The following is a 24,178-nucleotide window of genomic DNA, read 5'->3' as shown; positions in this document are numbered from 1 at the left end:
CCCGGGCCTACCCCTCCAGGACCCTGATCAGGGTGAACCCGTCGTGGCCGCGGCTGCCGACGGTCTGCACGGTGGTGGCGTCCAGCCGCTTCTCGGCCGCGATCAGCTCGTGCATCCGCCGCACGCCGAGCACGGCCGGGTCGGTGCTGTCGGTGTCGGCGAGCCGGCCCGCGCGCACCACGTTGTCGACCACGATCACCGCGCCGGGGCTCGCCAGGGCGAGGGCGGCCTCGACGTAGTGCGGGATGTTGGCCTTGTCGGCGTCGACGAAGAAGAAGTCGTACGGTTCGCCGCCCTGCTCGACCAGCTGCGCCAGGGTGTCCCGGGCCGGGCCGAGGCGGACCTCGACGCGGTCGGCGAGGCCGGCCCGCTCCAGGTTGGCGGTGGCGACGGCGGCGTGCGCCGGGTCGATCTCCAGGGTGGTCAGGGTGCCGCCGTCGGGCAGCGCGCGGGCCAGCCAGATGGTGCTGTAGCCGGCCAGCGTGCCGATCTCCAGGATCCGCCGGGCGCCCCGGATCCGGGCCAGCAGGTGCAGCAGCTTGCCCTGGTTGGCGGCCACCGCGATCGGCGGCAGCCCGGCCGCGTCGGCGGCCTCCGTCGCGGCCTCCAGGTCCGGGTCCGGGCCGATCAGCAGCGCCTCGGCGTACTCGTCCACCGCGCTCCACAGCTGCGGGTCGTTCTGCATGGTTCTCCCCACTCCGCGATCACTTCGGATCTGCCGAACCTACCCGCCAGCGCCCCCGGACACGCCGGGGCCGCCGTGACCCGGTCGGGGTCGCGGCGGCCCCGGGCGGGCGGCGGCGCGGGGTCAGTCGACGGTCTCCGCGAAGGTCTCGGCGAGCGGTTCGCCGCTCTTGCCGCCGGACTGCTCCGGGTGCGCGGCCCGGGACTTCTTGGCCTTCCGCTTGAGGAACAGCGCCGACCCGGCGCCGAACAGCACGGCCGCGCCGAGCCCGATGTACGAGGCGCCCTGGAGGTACTTCTCGGCGACCTTGCCGACCTGGTAGACCAGCAGCGTGGTGCCGCCCGCCCAGACCACGCCGCCCAGCACGTTGGCGATCAGGAACTTCCAGTACGGCATCCGCAGGGTGCCGGCCAGCGGGCCCGCGAAGATCCGCAGCAGGGCGACGAAGCGGCCGAAGAAGACGGCCCACATGCCCCAGCGCTGGAACTGCCGTTCGGCGGTGGCCAGGTGGTCGGGCCCGAAGTGCTTGGGGAACTTCCGGCCGAGCTTCTCGAACAGCGGCCTGCCGCCCTTGTGCCCGATCGCGTAGCCGATCGAGTCGCCGATGATCGCGCCGGCGATCGCGCAGAGCGCCACGCCCCACGGACTGACGGTGCCCTTGGCGGCCAGCAGTGCGGCGGTGACCAGGGCGATCTCGCCGGGCAGCGGGATGCCCAGGCTCTCCAGTCCGATGATCAGACCGATGATGACGTACACCAGGGTCGGTGAGACGTCGTTGATCCATTGGTCGACGTGCAAGGCGGAGTACCTCCGTCTGGGCAGGACAAGGCCGTCGACACGTCGCACGGCACACAGGAAAATTTCGGTAAAGGACCAGCCGGGTCAGCCTAGCCGCTCCCGACCGCCCTGCCGAGCGCCTTCTCCCCCGGTGCCGACCGCCGCCCCGGGCGCCTGCCGCACACCGGGTCCAACGCGGCGCGCCGGGTGGTTCGTTCCCGTTCCGGATGTGAGATCGCTCAAGGTCCGCGGCCCTGTTCGGACCCCCCTCCGCACACCCATACTCCGTCCCCTGACGCACCGACAGCGGGCCCACCACCGAGCTCACCAGCGGGCCCACCGGCTGATCCACCACAGGGGGAGAACACCATGACCGCACCCGCCTCGGCGGCCGGCACCTGGCAGCTCGGCGACCTGACCGTCAACCGGCTCGGGTACGGCGCGATGCGCCTGACCGGCAACGGCATGCACGGCAGCTCCGACCGCGCCCCGCTCGACCGCGCGGCCGCCCTCCGGCTGCTGCGCACCGCGTTCGAGCACGGCGTCGACCACGTCGACACCGCCTCGTTCTACTTCTCGCCGCTGCGCTCCGCCAACGAACTGATCGGCCGGGCGCTGGCCGACCGGAACGGCCGGCACGTCACCGTCGCCACCAAGGTCGGGCCCGGCCGCACCCCCGACGGCGCCTGGTACACCATGGCCCGGCCCGAGCAGCTGCGCGCCCAGGTGGAGGAGAACCTGCGCCAGCTCGGCACCGACCACCTCGACCTGGTCAACCTGCGCCGCAACGGGCCGGACGTGGCGGACGTCACCGAGCACTTCGGCGCCCTCGCCGAACTCCGCCGGGCCGGACTGATCCGGCACCTGGGCCTGTCCAACGCCCGCCCCGAGCACCTCCACCAGGCCCGGGCGATCGCGCCCGTGGTGTGCGTGCAGAACTCCTACGGCCTGGACCGCCGCCTCGCCGACGAGAACGGCCTGCTGGAGCTGTGCCGCGAGCTCGGCATCGCCTTCGTCCCGTTCTTCGCCGTCTCCGGCCCGGCCCGGGAGGCCGCGCCCGGCCCCGAGCGGGACGCCCGGGTGCACGCCGTCGCCGCCGCGCACGGCGCCACCCCCGCCCAGGTCCGGCTCGCCTGGACGCTGCACCGCGGCCCGCACGTGCTGGCCATCCCCGGCACCACGGACCCGGCCCACCTGGCCGAGAACCTGGACGCCGGGGCACTGCGCCTGACCGCCGCCGAACTCGCCCTGCTGGACGCCCCGGCCGGAGCACCGGCCGGAGCACCGACGGACGCCCCGGCCGGAACCCCGCAGGACGCCCCCGCCGGGTGAGGCCCGCTACTCCCCCGCCGACCCCGCCGATCCCTCCGACCCCGCCGGCCGCTCCGGCCGCTCCGGCAGCGCCACCCACTCCGGCAGCGCCTCGCGCCGCTCCCGCCAGGCCGCCGGGACCCCGGCCGTCCCGCTGCCGGCGGCGATCACGCCGCCGGTGATCGCGCAGGTGGTGTCGACGTCGCCGAGGCCCTCGGCGGCGGTCCACAGCCCCTCGGCCAGGTCCTCCAGGTGGTGGGCGGCCGACCAGAGCGCGAACGGGACGGTGTCGGCGGCGCTGATCAGCCGCCCGTTGCCGAGCAGTTCGGCGGCCCGGCCCGGGTCCGTCTCCCGGGGCAGTTCGGCGGCGGCCCGGAGGCCCGTCCGGACCGCCCCGGCGGGGGTGAGGTCGGCGACCTCGCGCAGCAGCGACTCCCCGTACGGGGCGCCGTCCGGGGTCCGCCCCCGGGCCGCCAGCGCGGCGGCCACCGCGACGGCCACCGCTCCGGCGACGCCCTCGGGGTGGGTGTGGGTGACCTCGGCGGAGTACTCGGCCTGCTCGGCGACCTCGTCCAGGTCCGCCGCGAACCAGGCGCCGAGCGGGGCGACCCGCATCGCGGCGCCGTTGCCGAGGCTGCCCTGCCCGTCGAACAGCGCCCGGGCCTCGGCCTGCCAGCGCTCCGGGTGCTCGGCGAGGACGGGCAGCAGCTTGGTCATCCCGTAGCCGTAGCGGCGGGCCGGGTCGGCCAGGTAGGTGGCGCCGAACATCGCGGCCAGCCGGGTGCGGTTGATCCCGTCCTGGTCGAGCAGCGCCCGGTACACGCACAGGGCCATCGCGGTGTCGTCGGTCCAGTGCCAGCGCGGCTCCTCGGGGGTGCGCCGGGCCCGGATCCGCTCGACCGCCTCGGCGGGCACCCGGGCCGGGCCGAACCAGCGCTGCCCGAAGGCGTCCCCGAGGGCCAGGCCCTCCATCGCGTCCCGGGCGGCCTGCCGGGCGTCGGCGGTGCTGATGGTCGTCATGCGTCCGATCCTGTCAGCACCGCCGGTGGGGTCGTCAGGACTTGAGGAACTCGATCAGGTCCTGGTTGAACTTCTCCTTGTCGCCGGGCACCAGCGCGATGCCGTGCGAGCCGCCCTCGTAGACCTTGAGCTGGGCGCCGGGGACGAGCGCGGCGGTCTTGCGGCCGGTGGCGTCGATCGGGACGACCTGGTCGTCGTCGCCGTGCACGACCAGCAGCGGGACGTCGAACTTCTTCAGGTCCTCGTGGAAGTCGGTGTGCGCGAACGCGTCCACGCAGGCGACGCCGCCCTCGATGGTCTCGGCCATGGCCATGTACCAGAAGGCGTCCTTGTTGCCCTCGGTGACCTTGTTGCCGGGCCGGTTGGCGGAGAAGAAGCCGACCGAGGTGTCCTTCCAGAACTGCGAGCGCTCCTTGAGGATCCCGGCCTTGATGCCGTCGAAGACCTCCTGCGGGACGCCCTCGGGGTTGTCCGGGCCCTGCAGCATCAGCGGCGGGATGGCGGAGAGCAGCACCGCGGACTTGATCCGGGAGGTGCCGTGCCGGCCGATGTAGCGGGCCAGCTCGCCGCCGCCCATCGAGTGCGCGACGAGCGTGACGTCGCGCAGGTCGAGGCTGGTGAGCAGGTCGTTCAGGTCGTCGGCGAAGGTGTCGAAGTCGTAGCCGTCGAACACCGGGGTGGAGCGGCCGTGGCCGCGCCGGTCGTGGGCGATGCCGCGGAATCCGGCGTCGGCGACGGCCTTCAGCTGGTCCTGCCAGGCGTCGCCGTTCAGCGGCCAGCCGTGGATGAAGACGACCGGGCGGCCGCTCCCCCAGTCCTTGTAGAAGATCTCGACGCCGTCGCGGGTGGTGCAGTGGGGCATGGGTGTCTCCGTTCCGGGGCCGGGCGGCGGCGGTCGGCCGGGCCCGGCGGGGAAGGGTGGTCGCGGTGCGTCCGTACGGCCGGGCGGCGGGACGGCGGCACCGCAACCATTCAAGGCACGTCCGTGCTCGGCGCGCACCCGGACCGGGCCCGTACGCGCCCGGGGCCGGGCCCGCCGGTGGGCGGGCCCGGCCCCGGGCGTGGTTCTCAACGTGCCGCTACCGCAGGGCCGTTCAGGACGGTTCGACGCAGAAGACGGCCGCCCGGACCTGCTCGGCGGTCGGCGTGCCGGTGACGCCGTGCACCCGGATGGTGGTGCGCTCGCCGGGCAGCAGGGTGGTCAGGCCGCGGTCGGCGGCGGCCGCCGGGTCGATCCGGTCGGCCTGCAGCAGCAGGTCGCGGACCAGGGTGCGGGCGGTGACGACCACGTCGAGGGCGCCGTCCCCGGCCTCCTCGACGGCCAGCTCGAACTCCGGGGCCGGGTAGGCGAACGCCTTGTCGGGGACGGGGAAGTGCACGGCGCGCAGGCCGTCCGCGTCGGCGACCAGGTACTCCTTGCCGGAGCCGTCGGTGGGCAGCAGGCCCTCGGGGACGGGCAGCCGGTGGACGGCGCGGGCGTCGGCGGTGAGCTCGGCGGTGGTCTCGGCGATCACGTTGCCGTCGGCGTCCAGGCGGCGCAGGCGCAGCGCGGTGGTCCAGGGCTCGGCGGACTGGTTGACCAGGGCGATCCGGGGGGCGCCGTCGCGGTCGGCGGGCTGCAGGGTGAGCAGCCGGTCGGCGTACAGGCGGCGCAGTTCGTGGTGGAGCGGCTTGAGCCGGCCGTCGCCGTCGACCGCGGCCCAGGAGGAGACCGGCCAGCAGTCGTTGATCTGCCAGACGATGGTGCCGGCGCAGTGCGGCCAGTGCGAGCGCCAGTGCTCGATGCCGGTGGCGATGGCGCGGGCCTGGATCAGCTGGGTGAGGTAGTGCCAGCGGTCGAAGTCGTCCGCGCCGGTGGGCAGTTCGAAGTGCCGGGCGACGCCGCGGTCGAGCTTGCCGTTGCCGTCCTCGGCCTTCTGGTGGTGCAGCATGCCGGGCGAGTCGGCGGCGAGTTCCTCGGTCGGCAGGGCGCGGCGCAGGGTGGCGTACGCGGGCGGGGCCTGCCAGCCGAACTCGGAGACGAAGCGCGGGACGCTGGCCCGGTACTCGGCGAAGTCCTGCCGGTTCCACACCTCCCAGGAGTGGTGGGTGCCGTGGTCGACGTCGTTGGGGTGGTGGTCCCAGCTGCCGGACCAGGGGCTGCCGGCCGAGTAGGGGCGGGTGGGGTCGAGTTCGGCGACGATCCGGGGCAGCAGGCCGAGGTAGTAGCCCTCGCCCCAGGAGTCGCCCGTCAGCTCCTCCTCCCAGCCCCAGTCGCGGAAGCCCCAGAGGTTCTCGTTGTTGCCGTTCCACAGCACCAGCGAGGGGTGCGGCATCAGGCGGACTACGTTGTCGCGGGCCTCGGCCTCGATCTCGCCGCGCAGCGGCTGCTCCTCGGGGTAGGCGGAGCAGGCGAACAGGAAGTCCTGCCAGACCAGCAGGCCGAGTTCGTCGCAGGTCTCGTAGAAGCCCTCCTGCTCGTAGATGCCGCCGCCCCAGACCCGGATCAGGTCGATGTTGGCGTCGGCGGCCTGCTGGAGGCGGTGCCGGTAGCGGGCGGGGGTGACCCGGGTGATCAGGGTGTCGTCGGGGATCCAGTTGGCGCCGCGGACGAACAGCGGCTCGCCGTTGACGACCAGGGTGAAGGGGGTGCCGGTGGCGTCGGGGGCGGTGCGCAGTTCGACGGTGCGGAAGCCGATCCGGCGCTGCCAGGTGTCGAGCGGGTCGTCGCCGTCGGCGAGGGTGAGGCCGAGGTCGTAGCGGGGCTGTTCGCCGTAGCCGCGGGGCCACCACAGGGCCACGTCGGCGGCTTCGAGGGTGAGGACGGCGCTGTCGCCGTCGAGGACGGTCTCGGCGAGGGCGCCGGCCACCGAGGCGCGGACGGTGAGCGGGCGGCCGGTGCCGCTCGCGGTGCGCTCGACGGTGACGTGCAGCTCGACCCGGCCGGTGCCGCCGTCGACGGTGACCAGCGGGCGGACCTCGGCGATCCGGGCGGTGGACCAGTGCTCCAGCCGGGCGGGCTTCCAGATGCCCGCGCCGGGCAGGGTGGGGCCCCAGTCCCAGCCGAAGCTGCTGGCCATCTTGCGGATGTACTGGAACGGCTCGGGGTAGACGTTGGGCCGGTCGCCGACCAGGCCGCGGACCCGCTCGGCCTCGGTGTAGGCGCTGGTGAACGCGACCTCCAGCTCGCCGGCCAGGCCGGTGGCGTCGAAGCGGTAGCGGCGGTGCATGTTGCGGGTGGAGCCGAGCTCGCGGCCGCCGAGGGTGACGGTGGCGGCGGTGTCGAGGCCGTCGAAGACCAGGTCGGTGCGCTCGTGGCGGCTGCCGTGGGCGGGCAGTTCCAGCGTGTAGGTCCAGTCGCGGCGGCCGACCCAGGCCACCTCCAGCTCGTTGGCGTCCAGGAACGGGTCGGGGATCAGCCCGGCGTCCAGCAGGTCGGTGTGGACGCAGCCCGGGACGGTCGCGGGCAGCCGGTCCCCTTCGTGGTGCAGGCTCCAGCCCTGGTCGAGCGGGGTGGTGTCCTTCATGCGTGCGGCTCCTTGGTCGTTCGGCCGGACCGGTGGTCGGGTTTGCGGCGCGAGCAGAACCGTAACCCGCCGGAGCGGCCCTGTCTATAAACCGGTTACGTGAATACCTTGATGGGTTTCAGTGATCGTTCTCTCCGGCGCCAACTGCACGGAAGCCCGGAAGCACACTGCCGCCCCACCCGTCACGGACGGGTGGGGCGGCATGGCAGCTTTACCGGTTCACTAGTGGTGGTGGCGCTCCGGGGCGCTCAGCCCGCGGCCTTCTGCGCCCTCCCCCAGCGCCGGTTGAGGTCGGCGAAGTAGGAGTCCAGGTCGCCGGGGGCGGCGCCGGTCGCCAGGTCCACCAGCTTGCGCCGGTAGTCGGGCGCGTCCAGGCCGATGCCCGCCGCCCTGTCGATCGCGTCGACCTTCGCCAGCTGCTCCCGGGTCTGCGGGATCATCCGCACCGCCCGGTCGTCCAGCGGCTGCAGCGAGGCGGGCAGCTTCGCCCCGCGCACCGAGGAGATCGACTCGTCGTCGGCGGCGCTGCCGGAGCGGGTGATGTACCACTCCAACCACGCCTTCGCGGCGTCCTGGTGGGGCGAGTGCACGTTCACCGCGTACTTGTAGTCCGGCTGCACGACGGTGCAGAAGTGCCCGTCGTGCTGCACCGGCAGCGGCATGAACCCGATGTCGTCCGGGTTCGCCCCCGCCTCGGTCGCCGCCTCGCGCATCTGCGAGACCGCCCAGGAGCCCAGCTCCATGGTGGCGACCCGGCCGGTGCCGAGCAGCTGCTTGGACCGCTCCCAGTCGGTGGCCTGCGGCTCGGACTCGGTGAGCTTCTCGTGGACGGCCCGGTACAGCAGGCTGTCGATCTCGTACAGGTCCGCGCCGGGCGTCCAGGGGGCCGCGGTGGCGGCCAGCCTGTCCCGCGCGGTGTTGTCGCAGCTGGGCACGCCGATCGCGTCCGACCACTGCCGCAGCGGCCAGCCGTCGTGGTAGTTGGTGTAGTACGGGATGGCCTGGGTCTTCTCCTTGACCGCCTTCAGGTCGGCGATGAACCGGTCCGGGGTGGCCGGCCACTCGGTGATCCCGGCCTTCGCCCACACCGCCTTGTTGTAGACCAGCCCGGAGGCGATGCCGATGTTGGCGATGCCGTACACGTGCTCGTCGACGGTGCCGTAGTCGATGTAGTCGAAGGTGTCGGACAGCTCGCGCGAGTTCCCCAACGAGCTGAAGTAGGTGGGGAACCGGCCCGCGTCCAGGCTGTCCGGGATCAGCAGCACGTCCCCGTAGTTGCCCTCGGCCAGCCGCTTGCCGACCTCGCCCTCGTAGTCCACCAGGCCCTCGAAGTTCACCCGCACCTTCGGGTAGAGCTTGTTGAACTCGGCCGCGTACTTCTTCAGCAGCCCGCCGTTCACCTGGTCCACCCGGTTGGTCAGCACGGTGATCGACCCGCTCACCTTCGACCGGTCGGCCTCCGCCACCACCCCCTTGAGCGGGGCGGGACCGCCGTCGGTGCACCCACCCAGGGCCAGGGCCAGTGCGGTCGCCGTGCCCACGGCGGTCCATCCTCTGCGCATCGCTTCCTCGTGCTCGTACTCGTGCTCGACCCCCGGCCGTCCGGCAGCCGCCGCCGTGGCAACTGCCGGACGGCCGGGGGTGATTGATTCACCGTCAGTAGGTGCCGCAGACCTGGCCGTTGAGCGTGAAGGTTGCCGGGGTTCCGTTGGTGCCCACGCTGGAGGTGCCGCTGAAGCCGAAGTTGACGCTTCCGCCGGCCGCGATCACCGTGTTGTAGCCGGACGGGTTGCTCGCCACCACCCGCTTGCCGGTCTGCACCGGCACCGCGTTCCACATGTTGGTGACCTTCTGGTCACCGGGGAACGAGAACGCCACCTGCCAGCCGTTGACCGGCGCGCCGCCGGTGTTCTTCACCGTCACGTCGCCGTTGAAGGTGCTGCCCCAGTCCGACAGCCCGTAGTGCACCGAGCAACTCCCGGCGGACGGCGGGGTGCTGGCGCTCGCCGAAGCGGAGGCGGAGGCGGACGTGCTCGCCGACACCGACGCCGACGCGCTCGCGGACGCGCTGGCACTGGCGCTGGCGCTGGCGCTGGCGGACGCGGAAACACTGGCGCTCGGCGTGGGGCTGGAAGTACCGGTGGTCAGGCCGGACTTGGCGCGCATCCGGTCCGAGTGGGCGCGGAACACCGAGAGTTCGGGCGCCCCGGCCAGCACGCCGAACTTGCCGTCCACGTTGTGGTCCGCGTACCACCAGAACGCGCTGCCGTCGCCGCCGGCCGCCTCGAAGTCGGGGTAGAGCTGGCCCCACCAGGCCGAGCGGTCCACGTTGTGCACGTTGAACTCGCCCATGAAGAACGGCTTTCCGACCTTGTCGTGCGAGTCGGCGATCCAGGAGCGGATCAGCGTCTTGGTCTGGTCGATGCTCAGGTTCGCCCAGGACTCGGTCGGGTACGGGTGCGCGGAGGTGTAGTCGAGGTACGGCGACTGCTGCACGTGGACGAAGGGGTTGCCCTCGTCCCCGCCGAAGCCGTAGTTGCTGCCGTGGCCCTCCAGCCCGACGCCCAGCAGGTGCTTGGAGTCGATGCCCTTCACGAACGCGCCCATCTCGTCCACCCAGGCGCGCAGCGTCGTCCCGTTGACGTTCTCGGCCGCGGACTGGCCCTCGTACCGGGGCTCGTTCATCAGGTCCCAGGCGAAGATGGTCGGGTCGTCCTTGTACTTGACGCCGCTGTAGTGGTTGACCCGGTTCAGCGCGTACGAGACGTAGTTCTTGTACGAGGTGAAGCAGCCGGGGCAGCGGGTCTTGTCGAAGAACGCGGCCCGGCCGGGCTGGCCGCCGGAGAGGCCCTCCCACTGCAGGCGGGTGTCGATGCCGCCGTACGCCTCCCAGTAGTTCTCGAACACCGGGACGAGGCGGATGCCGTGGGCCTTGGCGGACTGGATGATGTAGTCGAACTGGGCGAACTCCTGCTCGTCGTAGACGCCCTTGGTCTTCTCGAAGCCGTGCCAGTTCTCGTGGCTGAACATCCACAGCCGGACCACGTCGACCTTGTCGGCCTGCAGGTTGGCGAACTGGGCGTCGATCCGGGCCTTGTCCATGAACTGGGTCTCGGTGTCGCCGTAGCTGCCGCCGTAGGTGAACATGTCGTAGGTGTTGGTGCCCGCGAAGTAGTACTCCTTGCCGTCCAGACAGAAGTGCGTGCCGCAGCGGGTGGCGAACGAGTCCGCCCCGGCGGCCTGCGCGGTGTCGGCCCGGCCGAGGGTCAGGCCGGCCGCGGCGACCGAGGCGGCGAGCAGCAGGGCCATCGGCGCCAGGCGCTTGGCGGAGGTGCGGGGGCGGTGGTGCTGGAGTCTCGGGTTCACGCGAGTGCCTTTCGTCCCGGGTGGGGGGTGGGGGTGCGGGTGGGAGGTGCCCCGGCCGCCGGGTGTCCCAATCACGGCGGCTCGGGGCCGCGGTGCGGACGGCGACGTTCGTTGGGGCGTGCCGTCCGCACCGGGTCTTGCGGGGAAGTGCTCCTCTTGCGCGGGGCAGGCGTCCAGCGGCCTGCCCGATCGGTTGGTTAACCGATTAAGGCGTGAAGACCGTACGGGCGGGCCGACATCGTTGTCAACGGGTGGTTAACCGTTTGTTGCCAAGCCGCTCCCCGCCGGGGTGCCGGGCTACAACGGGCGGGAGGCGCGTAGTAGCTTGAGAGGGCACAACAGGCCCGCGTCCGGCACCGGCAGGAACGACGGGCGGCCGACGAGCAGTCCTGAAAGGTTCCGTGGAGCAGGTGTCCCAGCAGCAGAGCCCGCCGGCGAAGCGGCCGACCATCGCCGACATCGCCAAGATCGTGGGCGTGTCCAAGGTCTCCGTCTCCAACGCCTTGAACGGTCAACCAGGCGTCTCGGACGCCACCCGCGCCAAGATCGCCGCCGTCGCCGAGGAGCTCGGCTTCGTCCGCAACAGCGCCGCCCGCGCCCTGAGCGGCGCCAAGGCCGCCGCCGTCGGCCTCGCGCTCTGCCGGCCCGCCCGGATGCTCGGCACCGAACCGTTCTTCATGGAGCTGATCGGCGGCATCGAGAAGGTGCTCTCCGACGCCTCCTACTCGCTCGCCCTCCAGGTCGTCTCCGACCACGAGCGCGGCCTGGAGGCGTACCGCCGCTGGTGGGGCGAGCGGCACATCGACGGCGCGATCCTGGTCGACCTGCGCCGCGACGACGCCCGGGTGCCCGCCCTGGAGGAGATGGGCCTGCCCACCGTCGTCATCGGCCACCCCTCCGGCTCCGGCCGGCTCACCCCCGTCTGGTCCGACGACGCCGCCGCCGTCCGCGAGACCCTGGAGTACCTGGCGGCGCTCGGCCACCGCCGGGTCGGCCGGATCGCCGGCCTGACCGGCCTGGTGCACACCGCCATCCGCGACGAGGCGTTCACCGCGGCCTGCGCCGACCTCGGCCTGGACGCGCTGCCCACCGTCCACACCGACTACACCGGCGAGGAGGGCGCCCGCGCCACCCGCCGCCTGCTGCTCTCCCCCACCCGCCCCACCGCGATCCTCTACGACAACGACATCACCGCCGTCGCGGGCCTCTCCGTCGCCCAGGAACTCGGCCTCTCCGTCCCCCGGGACCTCTCCCTGGTCGCCTGGGACGACTCCCCCCTCGCCCAGGTCGTCCGCCCGCCGCTGACCGCGCTCAGCCGCGACATCCACGCCTACGGCGCGCACGCCGCCCGCACCCTGCTCGACCTGATCGCCGGCCGCCCCGTCACCGGCTACGAGGACCAGGCCCCCCAGCTCACTCCGCGCGGCTCCACGGCCGCCCCGCCCGCCCGCTGAGACCGGCCCGCCGGAACCGGGGCCTGTCGGGCACCGGCGGTAGGGTCCCGTCCGTACCCGGACCGGTCGAGGAGTCGTGCAGCGGATGAGGTCACCCGAGGAGCTGGGCCAGGTCGACTGGGCCGCGCTGGAGCACGCGTACGGGTCGGCCGAGGACGTGCCGGGGCTGCTGGCGGCGCTGTACGGGGAGGATCCGGCGGCCGTCGACGAGGCCGAGTACGAGCTGGTCAGCGCCGTCTACCACCAGGGCAGCGTGTACTCGGCCTCGGCGGCCGCCGTCCCGTTCCTGGCGCACGTGGTCCGGCACGCGCCGCTCCGGGAGGCCCGGCAGCAGGCGGTGGCGCTGCTGTTCCTGATGGCGGAGCACGAACCGGAGGAGGTCGGGGCGCCGTGCCGGGCGGGTGGGGCGACGGCGGCGGTCTGCGCCGAGCTGTGCCGGGTGCTGCCCGACCTGCTGCCGTGCCTGGCGGACCCCGACCAGGAGACCCGGCAGCTCACGCTGCGCCTGCTGGCCTCGGTCGCGGACGTGCTGCCCGCGGCCCGGCGGGCCGGGCTGGTCGAGCTGCTGACCGGGGTCTTCGAGACGGACGCCGCACCGGCCGTCCGGGCCGACGCGCTGCTCGCCCTCGACCGCTTCGGAGTGCGACTCGCCTTCCTGGAGAGTCCGTTCGCCGAGATCCGGCAGGTCTCGGCGGTACTGGCCGCCGACCGGCACGGCCCGCCGTACCCGGCCGGGGCGGTCGAGGTGTTCGCCGCCGACGGGCCCTCCGGCGGGCCCGGCCCGCTGTGGCCGGTCACCGGGGAACCGGCGGAGCGCCTCACCCGGCTGCTGCGGCGCGACCCGGACGCGGCGCTCGCCGTCGCGGGCCGCTGGATCACCGCCGGGGACGAGGGCGGCCACGGCAGCCGGCTGGCCGAGCGGGTGGTGGAGGGCTGGCGGGACCGCGAGGCCGAAGTGCTCGACCTGGTGCTGGCCGCGCTCCCCCACCACCGCGACGACCCGGCCCCCCGGCTGCGCACCGCCGCCCACTGGATCGAGCACCTGCGCACCCCGCCCGCCGCCCTGCTGGACGCCCTGCACGCCCACCTGGACCGGGACCCGCTCGCCCTGCTCGCCCTGGTCCGGGCCCGCGACCCGCGCGCCCTCGACCTGCTGCCCGGCCGCCCCGACGCCGACCTGCTCGCCGAGGCGGCCCGCCTGCTGCCCGCCGCCGCCCGCCCCCGGCTGCGCGTCCTGATCGCCCGGCAACTCGCCTCCGAACCGGACGAGTTCACCAGCCGGACGCTCGTCGACGCACTCGGCGCGGTCGGCGGCGGCACCCCCGAGCTGACCGCCTGCCTGCGCGCGGGCCGGGCCGCCGCCCGGGCCGCCCGGGCACTCGGCCGCACCGCCACCGCCACCCCCGAACTCGCCGCCCTGCTGAGCGGGTCGGCCACCGCCGAGGACGGAACGCTGCGCGCGGCGGCCACCGCCGCCCACTACCGGCTGACCGGGGACCCGGCGCCGGCCCTGCGGGTCTTCCCGGAACTCCTGACCGGCCCGCGACCCCTCACCGCACTCGCCGAGTTGGAGCCGCTGGGGCCGGCCGCCGCACCGCTGCTGCCCCTGATCACCCCGCTGCTCGCCGACCGCCGCCCCGAACACCGGATCGCCGCCGCCGGGGCCCACCGCCGGATCACCGGCTCCCCCGGCCTGCCCGCCGCCGACCTGATCGCCGAACTCGACCCGGCCAGAGCCGTGTTGCGCGCCCTGCCGCTGCTCGCCGCCCTCCCCCGGCTCCCGGCGGAGGCCCGCCCGTTCCTGCGCGGCCTGGCCTTCGCCCCGCGCCGCCTGCTCCCCGAGGGCCTCCCCGCCCTGCTCGGCCACACCGGCGGCGGCCGCGACGACTACCGGGCCCGCACCCTGGCCCTCGCCCTGCTGCGCACCTGAACCCCGGCACGGCGTCCGGGTGCGGAACGCCGCGAGGGCCGCACCGTCGGACGACGGCACGACCCTCGCGGCCGGGTGTGGGGCGCCCCGTTCCCGCCCTCGTCGTCGCGGATCTGCACGCGGTGGTGAGGTGTGCGCCGTGCGCCGTCACCTGTGCGCGGTGCTGAGCTGCACTGTTCGTTGGGGAATCGAACCCCGGCGTTGCCCTTCACGCGCCAGTGACCGGAATCCGCCGGCCGCGGTCCGTGCACGCCTCCGCGACGACTACCTGCTCTCCCACACCCTGCTCGTGGGGACCGAAGGCCCGCGGCCTCAGTCCTCGATCAGGTCGACCTCCCAGTTGGTGCGCTGGATCAGGGTGTCCACCTCGCGGATCTCCTTGGCCAACTCGTCGGCCCGGGAGCGCAGTTCGGCCACCGGCAGGGCGGAGAGGATCCGCAGCTCGGAGCGCAGCTGGCGGACCGTGCCGGCCTGGCCGCGCCCGGAGGCGGCGTCGGCGGCCGAGGTGATCACCGAGTGGCGCAGCCGCAGCACGTCCCGTCGGGCGAGCGCGTCGGTGAGCGTGCCGCCGCCCTCGACCCGCACGGTCGAGTTGGTCCGGTTGATCCGGCGGATCAGCGCCTCCAGCTCGTCCAGCACCTCCCCGGCCCGGGCCAGCACCTCCGCCGCGTCCTCGGCGGGCTCCTCGCCCTCCTGGTAGCGGGCGCTGCCGACGATCCGCGTCCGCAACTGCTCCACCTGCCGCGCCGCGGCCGCGCGCTGCGCGAGCGCTTCAGCCAGTCTCACCCTGCCACCGTCCCGTGCCCGCCGTCGATCGTCAGCCAAGTATGCCCGGCGGGCGGCCGGTTCAGGGCGCGGCGGGGCCGGTGCTGCCGCGCGGGACGAGCACCGGGGTGCCGGCCGGACGGGACGGGGCGCGGCCCTCGTCGATGAGTTCCAGCAGGCAGCGGGCCACCTCCTCGCCGACCGCGAACGGGTCGTGGCTGAGCGCGGAGAGCTGCGGGCGGGTGATCCGGCACAGGTCGGAGTCGTCCCAGGCGACCAGCGAGACGTCCTGCGGGACGCGCAGGCCGAGCTCCTCGGCGACGGCGACGGCGGCGACCGCCATGATGTCGTTGTCGTAGACGATCGCGGTGGGCCGCTCGGCGGCCGTCAGCAGGGTCCGGGTGGCCCGGGCCCCGGCCTGCGCGGACAGGTCGGTGGGCAGGCTGCGGGCCGTGACGGCCGGGAGTTCGGCGGCGGTCGCGGCGAACGCGTCCCCGCGCAGCAGCGTGCGGCCGAGCGCCTCGGGGCCGGTGACGTGGGCGATCCGGCGGTGCCCGAGCAGGGCCAGGTAGCGGACGGCCTCGGCGATCGCTGCCGCGTCGTCCGTCCACACCGCCGGGAACGGGCCGGACAGCGCGGGCTGGCTGACCGCGACGGCCGGCATCCCGAGCCTGTGCACCGGCTCCAGCCGGGGGTCGTCGGCGACCACCCCGACCAGCACCGAACCGTTCACCCGCCCGGACTGCCACCACTGCCGGTACAGCGCGATCTCCGCGTCCCGGTCCGGGACGCTGTGCAGCAGCAGCGCGCACGGCCGCTCGGCGAGCACCTGCTCGATGCCGCCGATCAGCGCCATCTGCACCTGGTCCAGCCCGGGCCCGCCCCGGGTCAGCGCCATGCCGACGGTGTGCACCCGGTCGCCCTGGGCGAGCGAGCGGGCCGCCAGGTTCGGTGACCAGCCGAGCTCGCGGGCCGCCTCGACGATCCGCCGCCGGGTCGCGTCGGAGACCCCCGGCCGGTCGTTGAGGGCCAGCGAGACCGCCCCCGCGGACACCCCGGCCCGCGCCGCCACGTCCCGGATCGTCACCCGGCGCTGCATCCTGCCGCTCACCCCGTCCCTCACCCACCCGCCACCTGCGGGCCCCCATCCTGTCAGGTCCCCGCCGCCGAACGGCACATCGGCTCCTGGTAACGTCGCGATCTTCGCCGGAGGGACCCGGCGGAGTACCCAGCGGGGACCGCATGACGACCGCACAGCAGCGCCTGCACCACGCCCTGGACGCCCTCGGCCGCACCGCCCGCCCCGGACCGGCGGTCGACGGCTGCGGGCACTGCTACACCCCGGAGGAACTCATCCTCCTCTCCGGCCCGCCCGACCTGCTCCCGGACCGGCTGCTGCACTCGGTGGCCGCGAAGAACCCCGACCACTGGGTGGACTTCCCCACCCTCTACCGCCGTCTCGCGCCGCGCGTGCTACGGCAGTTGACCACCGGCACGCTGGCCATCGACGGCCCCCTGATCGCCGCCCGGCTGGTCGCCGCCGACTGGACCTCCTGGCAGCACGCCGGTCTCGTCCGGGACGTCCTGGACGCCTGGTGGCCCGCCACCCTCGCCGACCCCCGCGCGAACGCGGCCGAGGTCCTGGAGACCCTGGCCGTCGCCACCGGCACCGCCGCCCCCTGGCTCACCGCCTGGGCGGGGACCGGCACCCCGACCGCCGAACACCACCTCACCCGCACCATCGCCGACTGGCTGTACTACGACCGCCTCCCCGACCTGCACCTCGGCTTCTACCGCGAACTCCCGGTCGGCCCCGAGATCGCCTCCTGGATCGCCGGCCTGCCGCCGCGCCTCCTCGACGAGGACCAGCGCTACTGGCTGGACCTGGTCTACCGGGACTGACCCCGCGGGGGCACCCCGACCCCGACCCCGGCCCCCGCCCGGCATCCCTGCCGCGCTCTCACCCCTCGCCGGGCGGCGTCTCGCCCGAGCCGCGCGGGATGAGCAGCGTCGGGATCTCCAGCCGCGCCGGGGGCGAGGCTTCTCCCGCCAGGCGGTCGAAGAGCCGGCGGGCGGCGAGCGCGCCGAGGGCGACCGGGTCCTGGGCGACGACGGTGAGGGCGGGGGTGAGCAGGTCGGCGAGTTCGAGGTCGTCGAAGCCGACCAGGGCGGGGCGGGCCGTGGCGGGGAGGTGGTGCAGGGCGGCGAGGGTGACCCGGTTGTTGGCGGTGAACAGGGCGGTGACGGCGTCGGGGCCGGTGGTGAGGCGGTGGACGGCGGCGGCGACCCGGGCCCGGTCGGTGGGGCCGCAGTCGATCCACTTCTCGTCGACGGGCAGTCCGGCCTCGGCCATCGCCTCGCGGTAGCCGCGGGCCCGCTCGGCGGCGGTGTGGATGGTGGGGAGGTCGCCGATGAAGCCGATCCGGCGGTGGCCGTGGGCGATCAGGTGGGCGGTGCCGGCCTTCGCGCCGCCGGCGTTGTCGCTGAGGACGGCGTCGGCGGCGATGCTGCCGGGGCGGTCCAGGAAGACCACGGGGGTGCCGGACTCGACCTCGGGCAGCAGGTAGCCGTGGTCGTGGCCGGCCGGGACGACGATCAGCCCGTCGACCCGGCGGGCGCAGAAGGCGAGGGCCAACTCCTTCTCGCGGTGCGGCTGTTCGCCGCTGGAGCCGGTGAACAGCAGGCAGCCCTCGGCGGCGGCGACCTGTTCGACGGCGCGGGAGAGCGCGGAGGAGAACGGGTCGCTGATGTCCTCCAGCAGCAGGGCGACGCTGGCGGTGCGGCCGGTGCGCAGCAGCCGGGCGCTGTCGTTGCGCCGGAAGCCGAGCGCCTCGATCGCGGCCTGCACCCGGGCGGCCATCTCGGGGGTGACGCCGCTCTCGCCGTTCACCACCCGGGAGACCGTCTTCAGCCCGACCCCGGCGGCGGCCGCGACGTCCTTCATGGTCGGGCGGGCACCGCGGAGGCTACTGGTGGGGCTGCTGGTCATGTCAGGGAGAATAGTGCGCGCACCACCCCGCCCGACACGCCCGCCCCTCCCCGTCCGCTTCCGGCCGCCGACCACGCACCGGAAGCCGGACGGCCCGGCCCGGGGCCGGCGGCGGCCGGCCGGGGGTGTCAGGCCCCGTCGGTGACCAGGTCGAGCCAGGCGTCGGCGAGCAGGCGGTGGCCGAGGGGGGTGGGGTGGACGCCGTCGCCGGCGATCAGGGTGGGGTCGCCGGCGGTGCGGGCGGCCTGGTTGAGCAGGCCGTCGGCGGCGAGCAGGAGGGCGTCGTGCTCGGCGGCGAGGCGGCGGACGGCGTGGATGCGCGGGTCGAGGTCCTCGCGCCAGGTCCACTGGGCGGGGGTGACGGGGACGAGGAAGGGTTCGATCAGGACGAGCCGGGGCGCGCAGTGGGTGTGCAGGCGGGCGAGCAGGGCGCGGTACTCGTGTTCCCAGGCGTCGGCGGGGCTGGGTCGGCCGCTGTCGTAGCGGCGCCAGGTGTCGTTGACGCCGATGAGCAGGGAGAGGAGTTGCGGGCGGTGGGCGAGGGTGTCCTCGTCCCAGCGGGCGCGCAGGTCGGTGATCCGGTCTCCGGCGATGCCGCGGTTGAGGACGGTGGGGGTGCCGGGGAGGGCGGCGGCGACCATCGCGGCGTAGCCGTGGACGAGGTGGTCGGGGCGGGTGCGGTCGCGTCCGGCGTCGGTGATGCTGTCGCCCTGGAACAGGACGGTGGTGGCGGTGGCGGCGGGCGGCATGCGGGCTCCTCGGGTGTGGCGGGACGTGCGGTGCCCGCCGCCCGGGTTGACGGTCACCAGGCGGCGGGCGGTTCGAGCGGCGGGCGGAGGGTCGGGGGCGAACGGTCGAACGGTCGGAGGGGAACTGCGGAACGGACAGTACTGCTTCTGCCCGTCCGCGCCGAGTTCACCGCCCGCGCGGCACCTTCGCCCGGAAGACCGTCGCGTCCCCGGCCAGTCGCAGTGGTTCGCCCGCGGCGGGGACGTACGCGCACTCGCCGGGTCCGAGGGTGGGTCCGAGGGTGGGTCCGTCGTGGAGGCGGACGGTGCCGCGGACGCAGAGCAGCAGTTGCGGGCCGTCGTCGTCGATCACGACGGGGGCGGGGTCGCCGAGTTCGATCCGGGAGAGGGTGAACTCGGCGGCGGGGGTGAGGAATTCGAGTTCGCCGGGGCCGACCGGGACGGCGGGGGCGCGGTACGGGGCGGTGGGGCGGAAGTCGACGACCTCGGCGAGGGCGGCGGTGTCGACGTGTTTGGGGGTGAGTCCGCAGCGCAGCACGTTGTCGGAGTTGGCCATGATCTCGACGCCGAGTCCGCGCAGGTAGGCGTGCGGGACGCGGGCGTCGAGGTAGAGGGCCTGACCGGCGCCGAGCCGGACGTGGTTGAGCAGCAGGGCGGCCAGGATGCCGGGGTCGCCGGGGTAGTCCCGGGCGGCGTCCAGGTAGGCGGCCCAGGTCGCCGCGTCCGGGTCGTCGCTCTCGGCCAACTTCCGTAGTGAGGACGGGAGTTCGGCGGCGGCCTGCTCGCCGCGGGCGCGGTCGTCGGCGAGGGCGGCGGTCAGCACGGTGCGCAGGGCGGTCTCGGCGGGGGCGGTGCGCAGGGTGTCGATCCAGGGGGCCAGGACGGGGAGGTCGAGGCGCTGCCAGAGCGCGGCGCTGGCGCGCGGGTCGCGGAAGCCGCAGAGGGCGTCGAACTCGCTGAGGGCGCACATGAGTTCGGGTTTGTGGCTGCGGTCGCGGTAGATCCGCCGGGGGTCGTCGAGCGGGAGTCCGGCGGCGTCCTCGGCGGCGTACCCGGCTTCGGCCTGGGCGGTGGTCGGGTGGACCTGGACGGAGAGGGCGTGTTCGGCGGCCAGCAGCTTGAGCAGGAAGGGCAGTCGGGGCCCGAAGCGGTCGGCGACCCGGGGGCCGAGTTCGGCGGCGGGGTCGCGGGCGATGACGGTGTCGAGCGGTTCGGGGCCGCGGCCGCGGTCGATCCGGGAGGGGGCTCCGGGGTGGGCGCCCATCCAGATTTCGGCCTCGGGTTCGCCGCCGGGCGGGCGGCCGGCCAGCTGGGCGAGGGCGGTGGTGGAGCCCCAGGCGTAGTGGCGGATCGTGGTGGCGAGCAGGTCGGCGGTCATCGAGGTGCTCCGGGTGGGTGGTGCCCCGGCCCGGCCCCGAACTTCCTTACCCTCAAAAGGAGTCGGGGACGGGCCGGGAGTCTGCGGGCGGGGCGGGCTGCGGTCAGTGGGTGGCGGGCGGGGCGCTGCTGCCGCGCGGGACGAGCACGGGGGTGGGTGCCGGCCCGGCGGGCGTGCCGCGGTGCTCGATGACGTCGAACAGGGTGCGGGCGACCAGCGCGCCGTACCCGTGCACGTCGTGGCTCATCGCGGACAGCGCGGGGTGGGTGAGCCGGCACAGCTGGGAGTCGTCCCAGGCGATCAGGGACAGGTCGGCGGGGACGTGCAGGCCGAACTCGACGGCGACCGAGATGCCCGCGACGGCCATGATGTCGTTGTCGTAGATGATCGCGGTGGGGCGGTTGGCGGAGGCGAGCAGCATCCGGGTGGCGCGGGCGCCGGCCTGGCCGGAGAAGTCGGTGGGGACGCTGCGCGGCGGCTCCAGTCCGAGCTGTTCGGCGACGGCGGCCAGCGCCCTGGTGCGGATCGCGGTGTGGCCGAGGTCGGGGGCGCCGCCGACCCGGGCGATCCGGCGGTGGCCGAGCATCGCGAGGTAGCGGACGGCGTCCTCGACGGCGGCCGAGTCGTCGGTCCACACCGCGGCCAGTTCGCCGCCGGCCAGGCCGGGGTGGCCGGCCGCGACGGTCGGCATGCCGAGGGCGGCGAGGGCGGGGATCCGCGGGTCGGCCTCGGTGAGGTCGACCAGGACGGAGCCGCTGACCCGGCGGGTGCGCCACCAGGTGCGGTGCACGGCGATCTCCTGTTCCCGGTCGCGGACCAGGCGCAGCAGCAGGGTGGCCGAGCGTTCCTCCAGCACGCTCTGGATCCCGGAGATGAACTCCATGTAGAAGGGTTCCAGGCCGAGTTGGCGGGCCGGGCGGGTGACGACCAGCCCGATGGTGTCGCTGCCGGGGGCGAGCCGGGCCAGGCTGCGGGCGGCCTGGCTGGGCACCCAGCCGAGTTGTTCGGCGGCGGCCCGGATCCGTTCCCGGGTGGCGGTGGAGACCCCGGGCCGGTCGTTCAGGGCCAGCGAGACGGCCCCGGCGGAGACCCCGGCGAGGGCGGCGACCTCCCGGATGGTGATGCGTCCGCTCACCGCGCCACCTCCCGTCCCCGCCGTGCCGCCTCCCCGTACGCGCGCCCCGCGCCTCCCCCGTGCGGCGGCACCGCGGCGCAGGTGCGGTGCCGCCGCCCGTTCCCCCCGGTGCGGCGGCTCACTTGGTGGAGCCGGCCGCGAAGCCGGCGTAGATGAGGCGCTGCAGGGCGAGGAAGACGATCAGGGTGGGGAGGATGACCAGGATGGCGCCGGCCGAGATGATCTCCCAGTTGACGCCGAACGGGCCCTGGAAGCGGAACAGCGAGGTGGAGATGGTGCCCAGGTCGGTGGAGGGCATGTACAGGAACGGGATGAAGAAGTCGTTGTAGACCGTGACGCCCTTGACGATCACCACGGTGGCGATGGCCGGCTTGAGCATCGGCAGGATGATGCGCCAGTAGATGGTGAACGAGTTCGCGCCGTCCAGCCGGGCCGCCTCGTCGAGGGAGACCGGGATGGAGCGGATGAACTGCAGGAAGATGTAGATCGAGATGATGTCGGTGCCCAGGTAGAGCAGGATCGGCGCCCAGCGGGTGTTGAACGCGCCGAGCTCGTTGACGATCTGGAAGGTGGCGACCTGGGTGGTGACCGAGGGGACGAGGCTGGCGAGCAGGAAGGCGCCCATCACGAGGCCCTTGAAGCGGAATTCGAAGCGGTCGATCGCGTAGGCGGTCATCGAGCCGATCACCACGGTGCCGGTGACGGACACCAGCAGGATGATCCCGGTGTTCAGGAACGCCGGCATCATGTGGCCCTGGGTGAAGGCGATCTTGAAGTTCTCGAAGTTGAACCAGTTCGAGGGCAGGTCGAGCGGCCCGGTGCCCAGCGCCTCCTTGCGGGTCTTCAGCGAGGTGAACAGGATCACCAGCAGCGGGACCAGCACCACGGCGCTGGCCAGGACCAGGGAGAGGTACTTGGCGCCGGACGCGGCGGCGGAACGGGCGTGGAAGCGGCGACGGTTGTTCGTAACGGCGTTGGTGGTCACGACAGTTCCACCCTCTCCTCCGGCACCAGGCGGCGCTGGATCCAGGTGACGATCAGGATCAGGATGATCAGCACGACGGCGCTGGCCGAGGCGAGCCCGAACTTGTCGAACTTGAACGCCATGTTGATGCTCTGGATGACGAAGGTCTGCGAGCCGTTGGAACCGCCGGTCATGATGTACGGGATCTCGAAGACGGCGAGCGAGCCGGAGACCGCGAGGATCGCGCTGAGGCTGATCACCGGCTTGATGCTGGGCGCGATGATGTGCCGGAACTGCTGCCAGCGGTTGGCGCCGTCCAGCGCGGCGGCCTCGTACAGGTGCGGCGGGATGGACTGGATGGCGCCCAGGAACAGCACCAGGTTCAGGCCGGTGTAGCGCCAGACCGACACGCCGGCCAGCGACTTGTTGACCAGGTCCGGGTCGCCGAGCCACTGGTGCTTGCCGTGCACGCCGATCATCGACAGCAGCGAGTCCAGGGTGCCGTGCGGCTGGAAGAAGAACAGGAAGACGAACCCGATGGCGACGCCGTTGATCAGGTACGGGAAGAACAGGATGCCCTTGAACAGGTTCCGGAAGCGGGTGTTGAAGCTCAGCACGGTGGCGAAGTACAGGGCCAGCGCGATCTGCAGCACCGCGGCGATCAGGTAGACGCCGGAGACCAGGAACACCTTGAACAGCTCGGGCCGGGTGAACAGGTCGGTGTAGTTCTCCAGGCCGACGTTGTTGCGCTCCGGGCTGATCCCGTCCCAGTCGGTGAAGCTGTAGCCGATCATGTCGCCGATCGGCAGGTAGGTGAACGTCACCAGGAACACCAGCGGCACCACCAGGTACAGCCAGGGGGTGAACCACCAGTGGCGGCGCAGAGCCTTGCGCCGGGGAGCTCGGCGCCGGTCGGCCGGGGCGGCCTCGCCGGCCTCGGCCTGCGCGGGGGGCTTTCCGGCACCCCGGTCCCTCTGCAGTGCAGTCATCTTCCGTTCCTTCTCAAGTCCTGACACCTGGTGGGCGGCACGGCCCTGCCGCTGCTCCTCGGGGCGGTGGGCAGTGGCCGTGCCGCTCGGTCAACTCGACCGGTGCGGTCAGCCGTTGACGGTCTTCTGGGCTTCGGACCACTTCTTGTTCAGCTCGGCGAAGTAGCCGTCCTGGTCGCCGGAGGCCGCGCCGCGGGCGATGTCGACGAGCTTCTGCCGGTAGTCCGGGGCGTCCAGGTTGATCTCCGCGCCCTTGTCGATCTTCTTGACGGTGGCGGACTTGTCCTGCTTCTGCCCGATCATCTGCACGCCGTTGTCGGTGAACGGCTTCAGCGCGGCCGGCAGCTCGGCGCCCCGGACCGAGGAGATGCCCTGTTCGGCCTGCGCCGCACCGGACTTGGTGATGTACCAGTCCAGCCAGGCTCGCGCGGCCTCCTGGTTCTTGGAGTGCTTGTTGATCGCGTACTTGTAGTCCGGCTGCAGGACGGTGCATGCCTTGCCCGAGGTGGACGGGAAGGGCATGTAGCCGATGTCGTCCGGGCTGGCGCCGGCCTTGGTCGCGGCGTCCTGCATCTGCGAGATCGCCCAGGAGCCCAGGTACATCGTGCCGACCTTGCCGGTGCCCAGCATCACCTTCGACTGGTCCCAGTTGGTGGTGGTCGGGTCGTCCTCGGACAGCTTCTGGTTGACGATCGAGTACACCAGGCTGTCGATGGTGTAGATGTCGTTGCCGCTGGTCCAGGGGGTCGCGGTGGTGGCCAGCGCGTCCTTGGCGCCCTCGTTGCAGCTGGCCGCGCCGATCGCGTCGGTCCACTGCCGCAGCGGCCAACTGTCGTGGTAGTTGGTGTAGTACGGGGTCGCCTGGCCCTTGGCCTTGATGGCCTTCAGGTCGGTAACGAACTCCTCCGGGGTCTTGGGCCACTCGGTGACGCCGGCGTCCGCCCAGACCTTCTTGTTGTAGACGAAGCCGGTCACCGTGCCGAAGTTCGCGAGGCCGTAGACCTTGCCGTCCACCGTCGCGTAGTCGGTCCACTGGTAGGTCTTCGACAGCTCGTCCGAAGCACCCAGCGAGGAGAAGAAGTTCGGGAACTGGGCGATCGAGAGGTCCGAGGGGATCGGCAGCACGTCACCGTAGTTCTCGGTGTTCATGCGGATCTTGA

Annotated in this window: 20 protein-coding genes; 4 read left to right on the top strand and 16 right to left on the bottom strand. The window is 73.4% G+C overall.

Annotated features, from left to right (window positions below):
* Positions 1-7: 7 nt before the first annotated feature.
* Positions 8-685 (bottom strand): O-methyltransferase, encoded by a 678-nt coding sequence (locus tag ABD345_RS29120; protein WP_344556324.1) that lies wholly within the window; start codon positions 683-685, stop codon positions 8-10.
* A gap of 123 nt (positions 686-808) precedes the next feature.
* Complete coding sequence (locus ABD345_RS29115) at positions 809-1,483, bottom strand: DedA family protein (protein WP_344556322.1); 675 nt, start codon at positions 1,481-1,483, stop codon at positions 809-811.
* A gap of 348 nt (positions 1,484-1,831) precedes the next feature.
* On the opposite strand from ABD345_RS29115, the gene ABD345_RS29110 reads away from it, so the two are divergent.
* Positions 1,832-2,794, top strand: a complete 963-nt coding sequence (locus ABD345_RS29110) for an aldo/keto reductase (RefSeq protein WP_344556320.1) — start codon at positions 1,832-1,834, stop codon at positions 2,792-2,794.
* A 6-nt stretch (positions 2,795-2,800) separates the two neighbouring features.
* Here the strand turns inward: ABD345_RS29110 and ABD345_RS29105 are convergent, their stop codons facing one another.
* The 5 genes from ABD345_RS29105 to ABD345_RS29085 form a co-directional block, all read right to left on the bottom strand.
* On the bottom strand, positions 2,801-3,793 hold the full coding sequence (locus ABD345_RS29105) for an ADP-ribosylglycohydrolase family protein (RefSeq protein ID WP_344556318.1): 993 nt from the start codon (positions 3,791-3,793) through the stop codon (positions 2,801-2,803).
* Positions 3,794-3,827: 34 nt separating this feature from the next.
* Positions 3,828-4,655 (bottom strand): alpha/beta fold hydrolase, encoded by an 828-nt coding sequence (locus ABD345_RS29100; protein WP_344556316.1) that lies wholly within the window; start codon positions 4,653-4,655, stop codon positions 3,828-3,830.
* 232 nt (positions 4,656-4,887) lie between these two features.
* Positions 4,888-7,299: a glycoside hydrolase family 2 protein gene (locus ABD345_RS29095; protein ID WP_344556314.1), complete on the bottom strand. Its 2,412-nt coding sequence runs from the start codon at positions 7,297-7,299 to the stop codon at positions 4,888-4,890.
* Positions 7,300-7,547: 248 nt separating this feature from the next.
* Positions 7,548-8,840, bottom strand: coding sequence for an ABC transporter substrate-binding protein (locus tag ABD345_RS29090; protein ID WP_344556312.1), 1,293 nt, complete (start codon positions 8,838-8,840; stop codon positions 7,548-7,550).
* A gap of 115 nt (positions 8,841-8,955) precedes the next feature.
* Positions 8,956-10,665, bottom strand: coding sequence for a cellulose binding domain-containing protein (locus tag ABD345_RS29085; RefSeq protein WP_344556310.1), 1,710 nt, complete (start codon positions 10,663-10,665; stop codon positions 8,956-8,958).
* A gap of 401 nt (positions 10,666-11,066) precedes the next feature.
* On the opposite strand from ABD345_RS29085, the gene ABD345_RS29080 reads away from it, so the two are divergent.
* Both ABD345_RS29080 and ABD345_RS29075 read left to right on the top strand, forming a co-directional pair.
* A complete protein-coding gene (locus ABD345_RS29080) occupies positions 11,067-12,119 on the top strand; it encodes a LacI family DNA-binding transcriptional regulator (protein ID WP_344556308.1) in 1,053 nt (350 codons plus the stop codon).
* A gap of 85 nt (positions 12,120-12,204) precedes the next feature.
* Positions 12,205-14,049 carry a hypothetical protein gene (locus tag ABD345_RS29075; protein ID WP_344556306.1) on the top strand — a complete coding sequence of 615 codons (1,845 nt, stop codon included), beginning with the start codon at positions 12,205-12,207 and terminating at the stop codon, positions 14,047-14,049.
* A gap of 312 nt (positions 14,050-14,361) precedes the next feature.
* Here ABD345_RS29075 and ABD345_RS29070 read toward each other — a convergent pair whose 3' ends face one another.
* Together ABD345_RS29070 and ABD345_RS29065 are read right to left on the bottom strand one after the other, a co-directional pair.
* On the bottom strand, positions 14,362-14,835 hold the full coding sequence (locus tag ABD345_RS29070; protein ID WP_344556304.1) for a DIP1984 family protein: 474 nt from the start codon (positions 14,833-14,835) through the stop codon (positions 14,362-14,364).
* Between the two features lie 61 nt (positions 14,836-14,896).
* Positions 14,897-15,913, bottom strand: a complete 1,017-nt coding sequence (locus ABD345_RS29065; RefSeq protein WP_344556407.1) for a LacI family DNA-binding transcriptional regulator — start codon at positions 15,911-15,913, stop codon at positions 14,897-14,899.
* A 143-nt stretch (positions 15,914-16,056) separates the two neighbouring features.
* Between ABD345_RS29065 and ABD345_RS29060 the strand changes: the two genes are divergently transcribed.
* Complete coding sequence (locus ABD345_RS29060; RefSeq protein WP_344556302.1) at positions 16,057-16,716, top strand: hypothetical protein; 660 nt, start codon at positions 16,057-16,059, stop codon at positions 16,714-16,716.
* Positions 16,717-16,774: 58 nt separating this feature from the next.
* On the opposite strand, the gene ABD345_RS29055 is transcribed toward ABD345_RS29060, so the two are convergent.
* The 7 genes from ABD345_RS29055 to ABD345_RS29025 all read right to left on the bottom strand — a co-directional run.
* Entirely contained in the window at positions 16,775-17,803 is a 1,029-nt protein-coding gene (locus ABD345_RS29055) for a LacI family DNA-binding transcriptional regulator (protein WP_344556300.1), read from the bottom strand.
* 128 nt (positions 17,804-17,931) lie between these two features.
* On the bottom strand, positions 17,932-18,552 hold the full coding sequence (locus ABD345_RS29050; RefSeq protein WP_344556298.1) for a GDSL-type esterase/lipase family protein: 621 nt from the start codon (positions 18,550-18,552) through the stop codon (positions 17,932-17,934).
* Between the two features lie 166 nt (positions 18,553-18,718).
* The gene (manA, locus tag ABD345_RS29045; RefSeq protein ID WP_344556296.1) at positions 18,719-19,930 is read right to left on the bottom strand and encodes a mannose-6-phosphate isomerase, class I; all 1,212 of its coding nucleotides are present in this window, start codon (positions 19,928-19,930) and stop codon (positions 18,719-18,721) included.
* Between the two features lie 103 nt (positions 19,931-20,033).
* Complete coding sequence (locus tag ABD345_RS29040; RefSeq protein WP_344556294.1) at positions 20,034-21,065, bottom strand: LacI family DNA-binding transcriptional regulator; 1,032 nt, start codon at positions 21,063-21,065, stop codon at positions 20,034-20,036.
* A 118-nt stretch (positions 21,066-21,183) separates the two neighbouring features.
* Complete coding sequence (locus tag ABD345_RS29035) at positions 21,184-21,969, bottom strand: carbohydrate ABC transporter permease (RefSeq protein WP_344556405.1); 786 nt, start codon at positions 21,967-21,969, stop codon at positions 21,184-21,186.
* Between the two features lie 77 nt (positions 21,970-22,046).
* The gene (locus tag ABD345_RS29030; RefSeq protein WP_344556292.1) at positions 22,047-23,018 is read right to left on the bottom strand and encodes a carbohydrate ABC transporter permease; all 972 of its coding nucleotides are present in this window, start codon (positions 23,016-23,018) and stop codon (positions 22,047-22,049) included.
* 108 nt (positions 23,019-23,126) lie between these two features.
* Positions 23,127-24,178 (bottom strand): ABC transporter substrate-binding protein (locus ABD345_RS29025; protein ID WP_344556291.1); only part of this gene is annotated, 1,052 nt, incomplete at its 5' end.

This window comes from Kitasatospora saccharophila (assembly GCF_039529925.1).
In the GTDB taxonomy this organism is placed as follows: Bacteria; Actinomycetota; Actinomycetes; order Streptomycetales; family Streptomycetaceae; genus Kitasatospora; species Kitasatospora saccharophila.
This window is presented reverse-complemented; position numbering and strand designations above follow the sequence as displayed.

Bases quoted from the DNA above. Each gene is read 5' to 3' on its own strand.
- ABD345_RS29120 (WP_344556324.1), bottom strand. From the start codon at position 685: ATGCAGAACGACCCGCAGCTGTGGAGCGCGGTGGACGAGTACGCCGAG.
- ABD345_RS29110 (WP_344556320.1), top strand. From the start codon at position 1,832: ATGACCGCACCCGCCTCGGCGGCCGGCACCTGGCAGCTCGGCGACCTG.
- ABD345_RS29105 (WP_344556318.1), bottom strand. From the start codon at position 3,793: ATGACGACCATCAGCACCGCCGACGCCCGGCAGGCCGCCCGGGACGCG.
- ABD345_RS29100 (WP_344556316.1), bottom strand. From the start codon at position 4,655: ATGCCCCACTGCACCACCCGCGACGGCGTCGAGATCTTCTACAAGGAC.
- ABD345_RS29095 (WP_344556314.1), bottom strand. From the start codon at position 7,299: ATGAAGGACACCACCCCGCTCGACCAGGGCTGGAGCCTGCACCACGAA.
- ABD345_RS29075 (WP_344556306.1), top strand. From the start codon at position 12,205: ATGAGGTCACCCGAGGAGCTGGGCCAGGTCGACTGGGCCGCGCTGGAG.
- ABD345_RS29065 (WP_344556407.1), bottom strand. From the start codon at position 15,913: ATGCAGCGCCGGGTGACGATCCGGGACGTGGCGGCGCGGGCCGGGGTG.
- ABD345_RS29060 (WP_344556302.1), top strand. From the start codon at position 16,057: ATGACGACCGCACAGCAGCGCCTGCACCACGCCCTGGACGCCCTCGGC.
- ABD345_RS29055 (WP_344556300.1), bottom strand. From the start codon at position 17,803: ATGACCAGCAGCCCCACCAGTAGCCTCCGCGGTGCCCGCCCGACCATG.
- ABD345_RS29050 (WP_344556298.1), bottom strand. From the start codon at position 18,552: ATGCCGCCCGCCGCCACCGCCACCACCGTCCTGTTCCAGGGCGACAGC.
- manA (WP_344556296.1), bottom strand. From the start codon at position 19,930: ATGACCGCCGACCTGCTCGCCACCACGATCCGCCACTACGCCTGGGGC.
- ABD345_RS29030 (WP_344556292.1), bottom strand. From the start codon at position 23,018: ATGACTGCACTGCAGAGGGACCGGGGTGCCGGAAAGCCCCCCGCGCAG.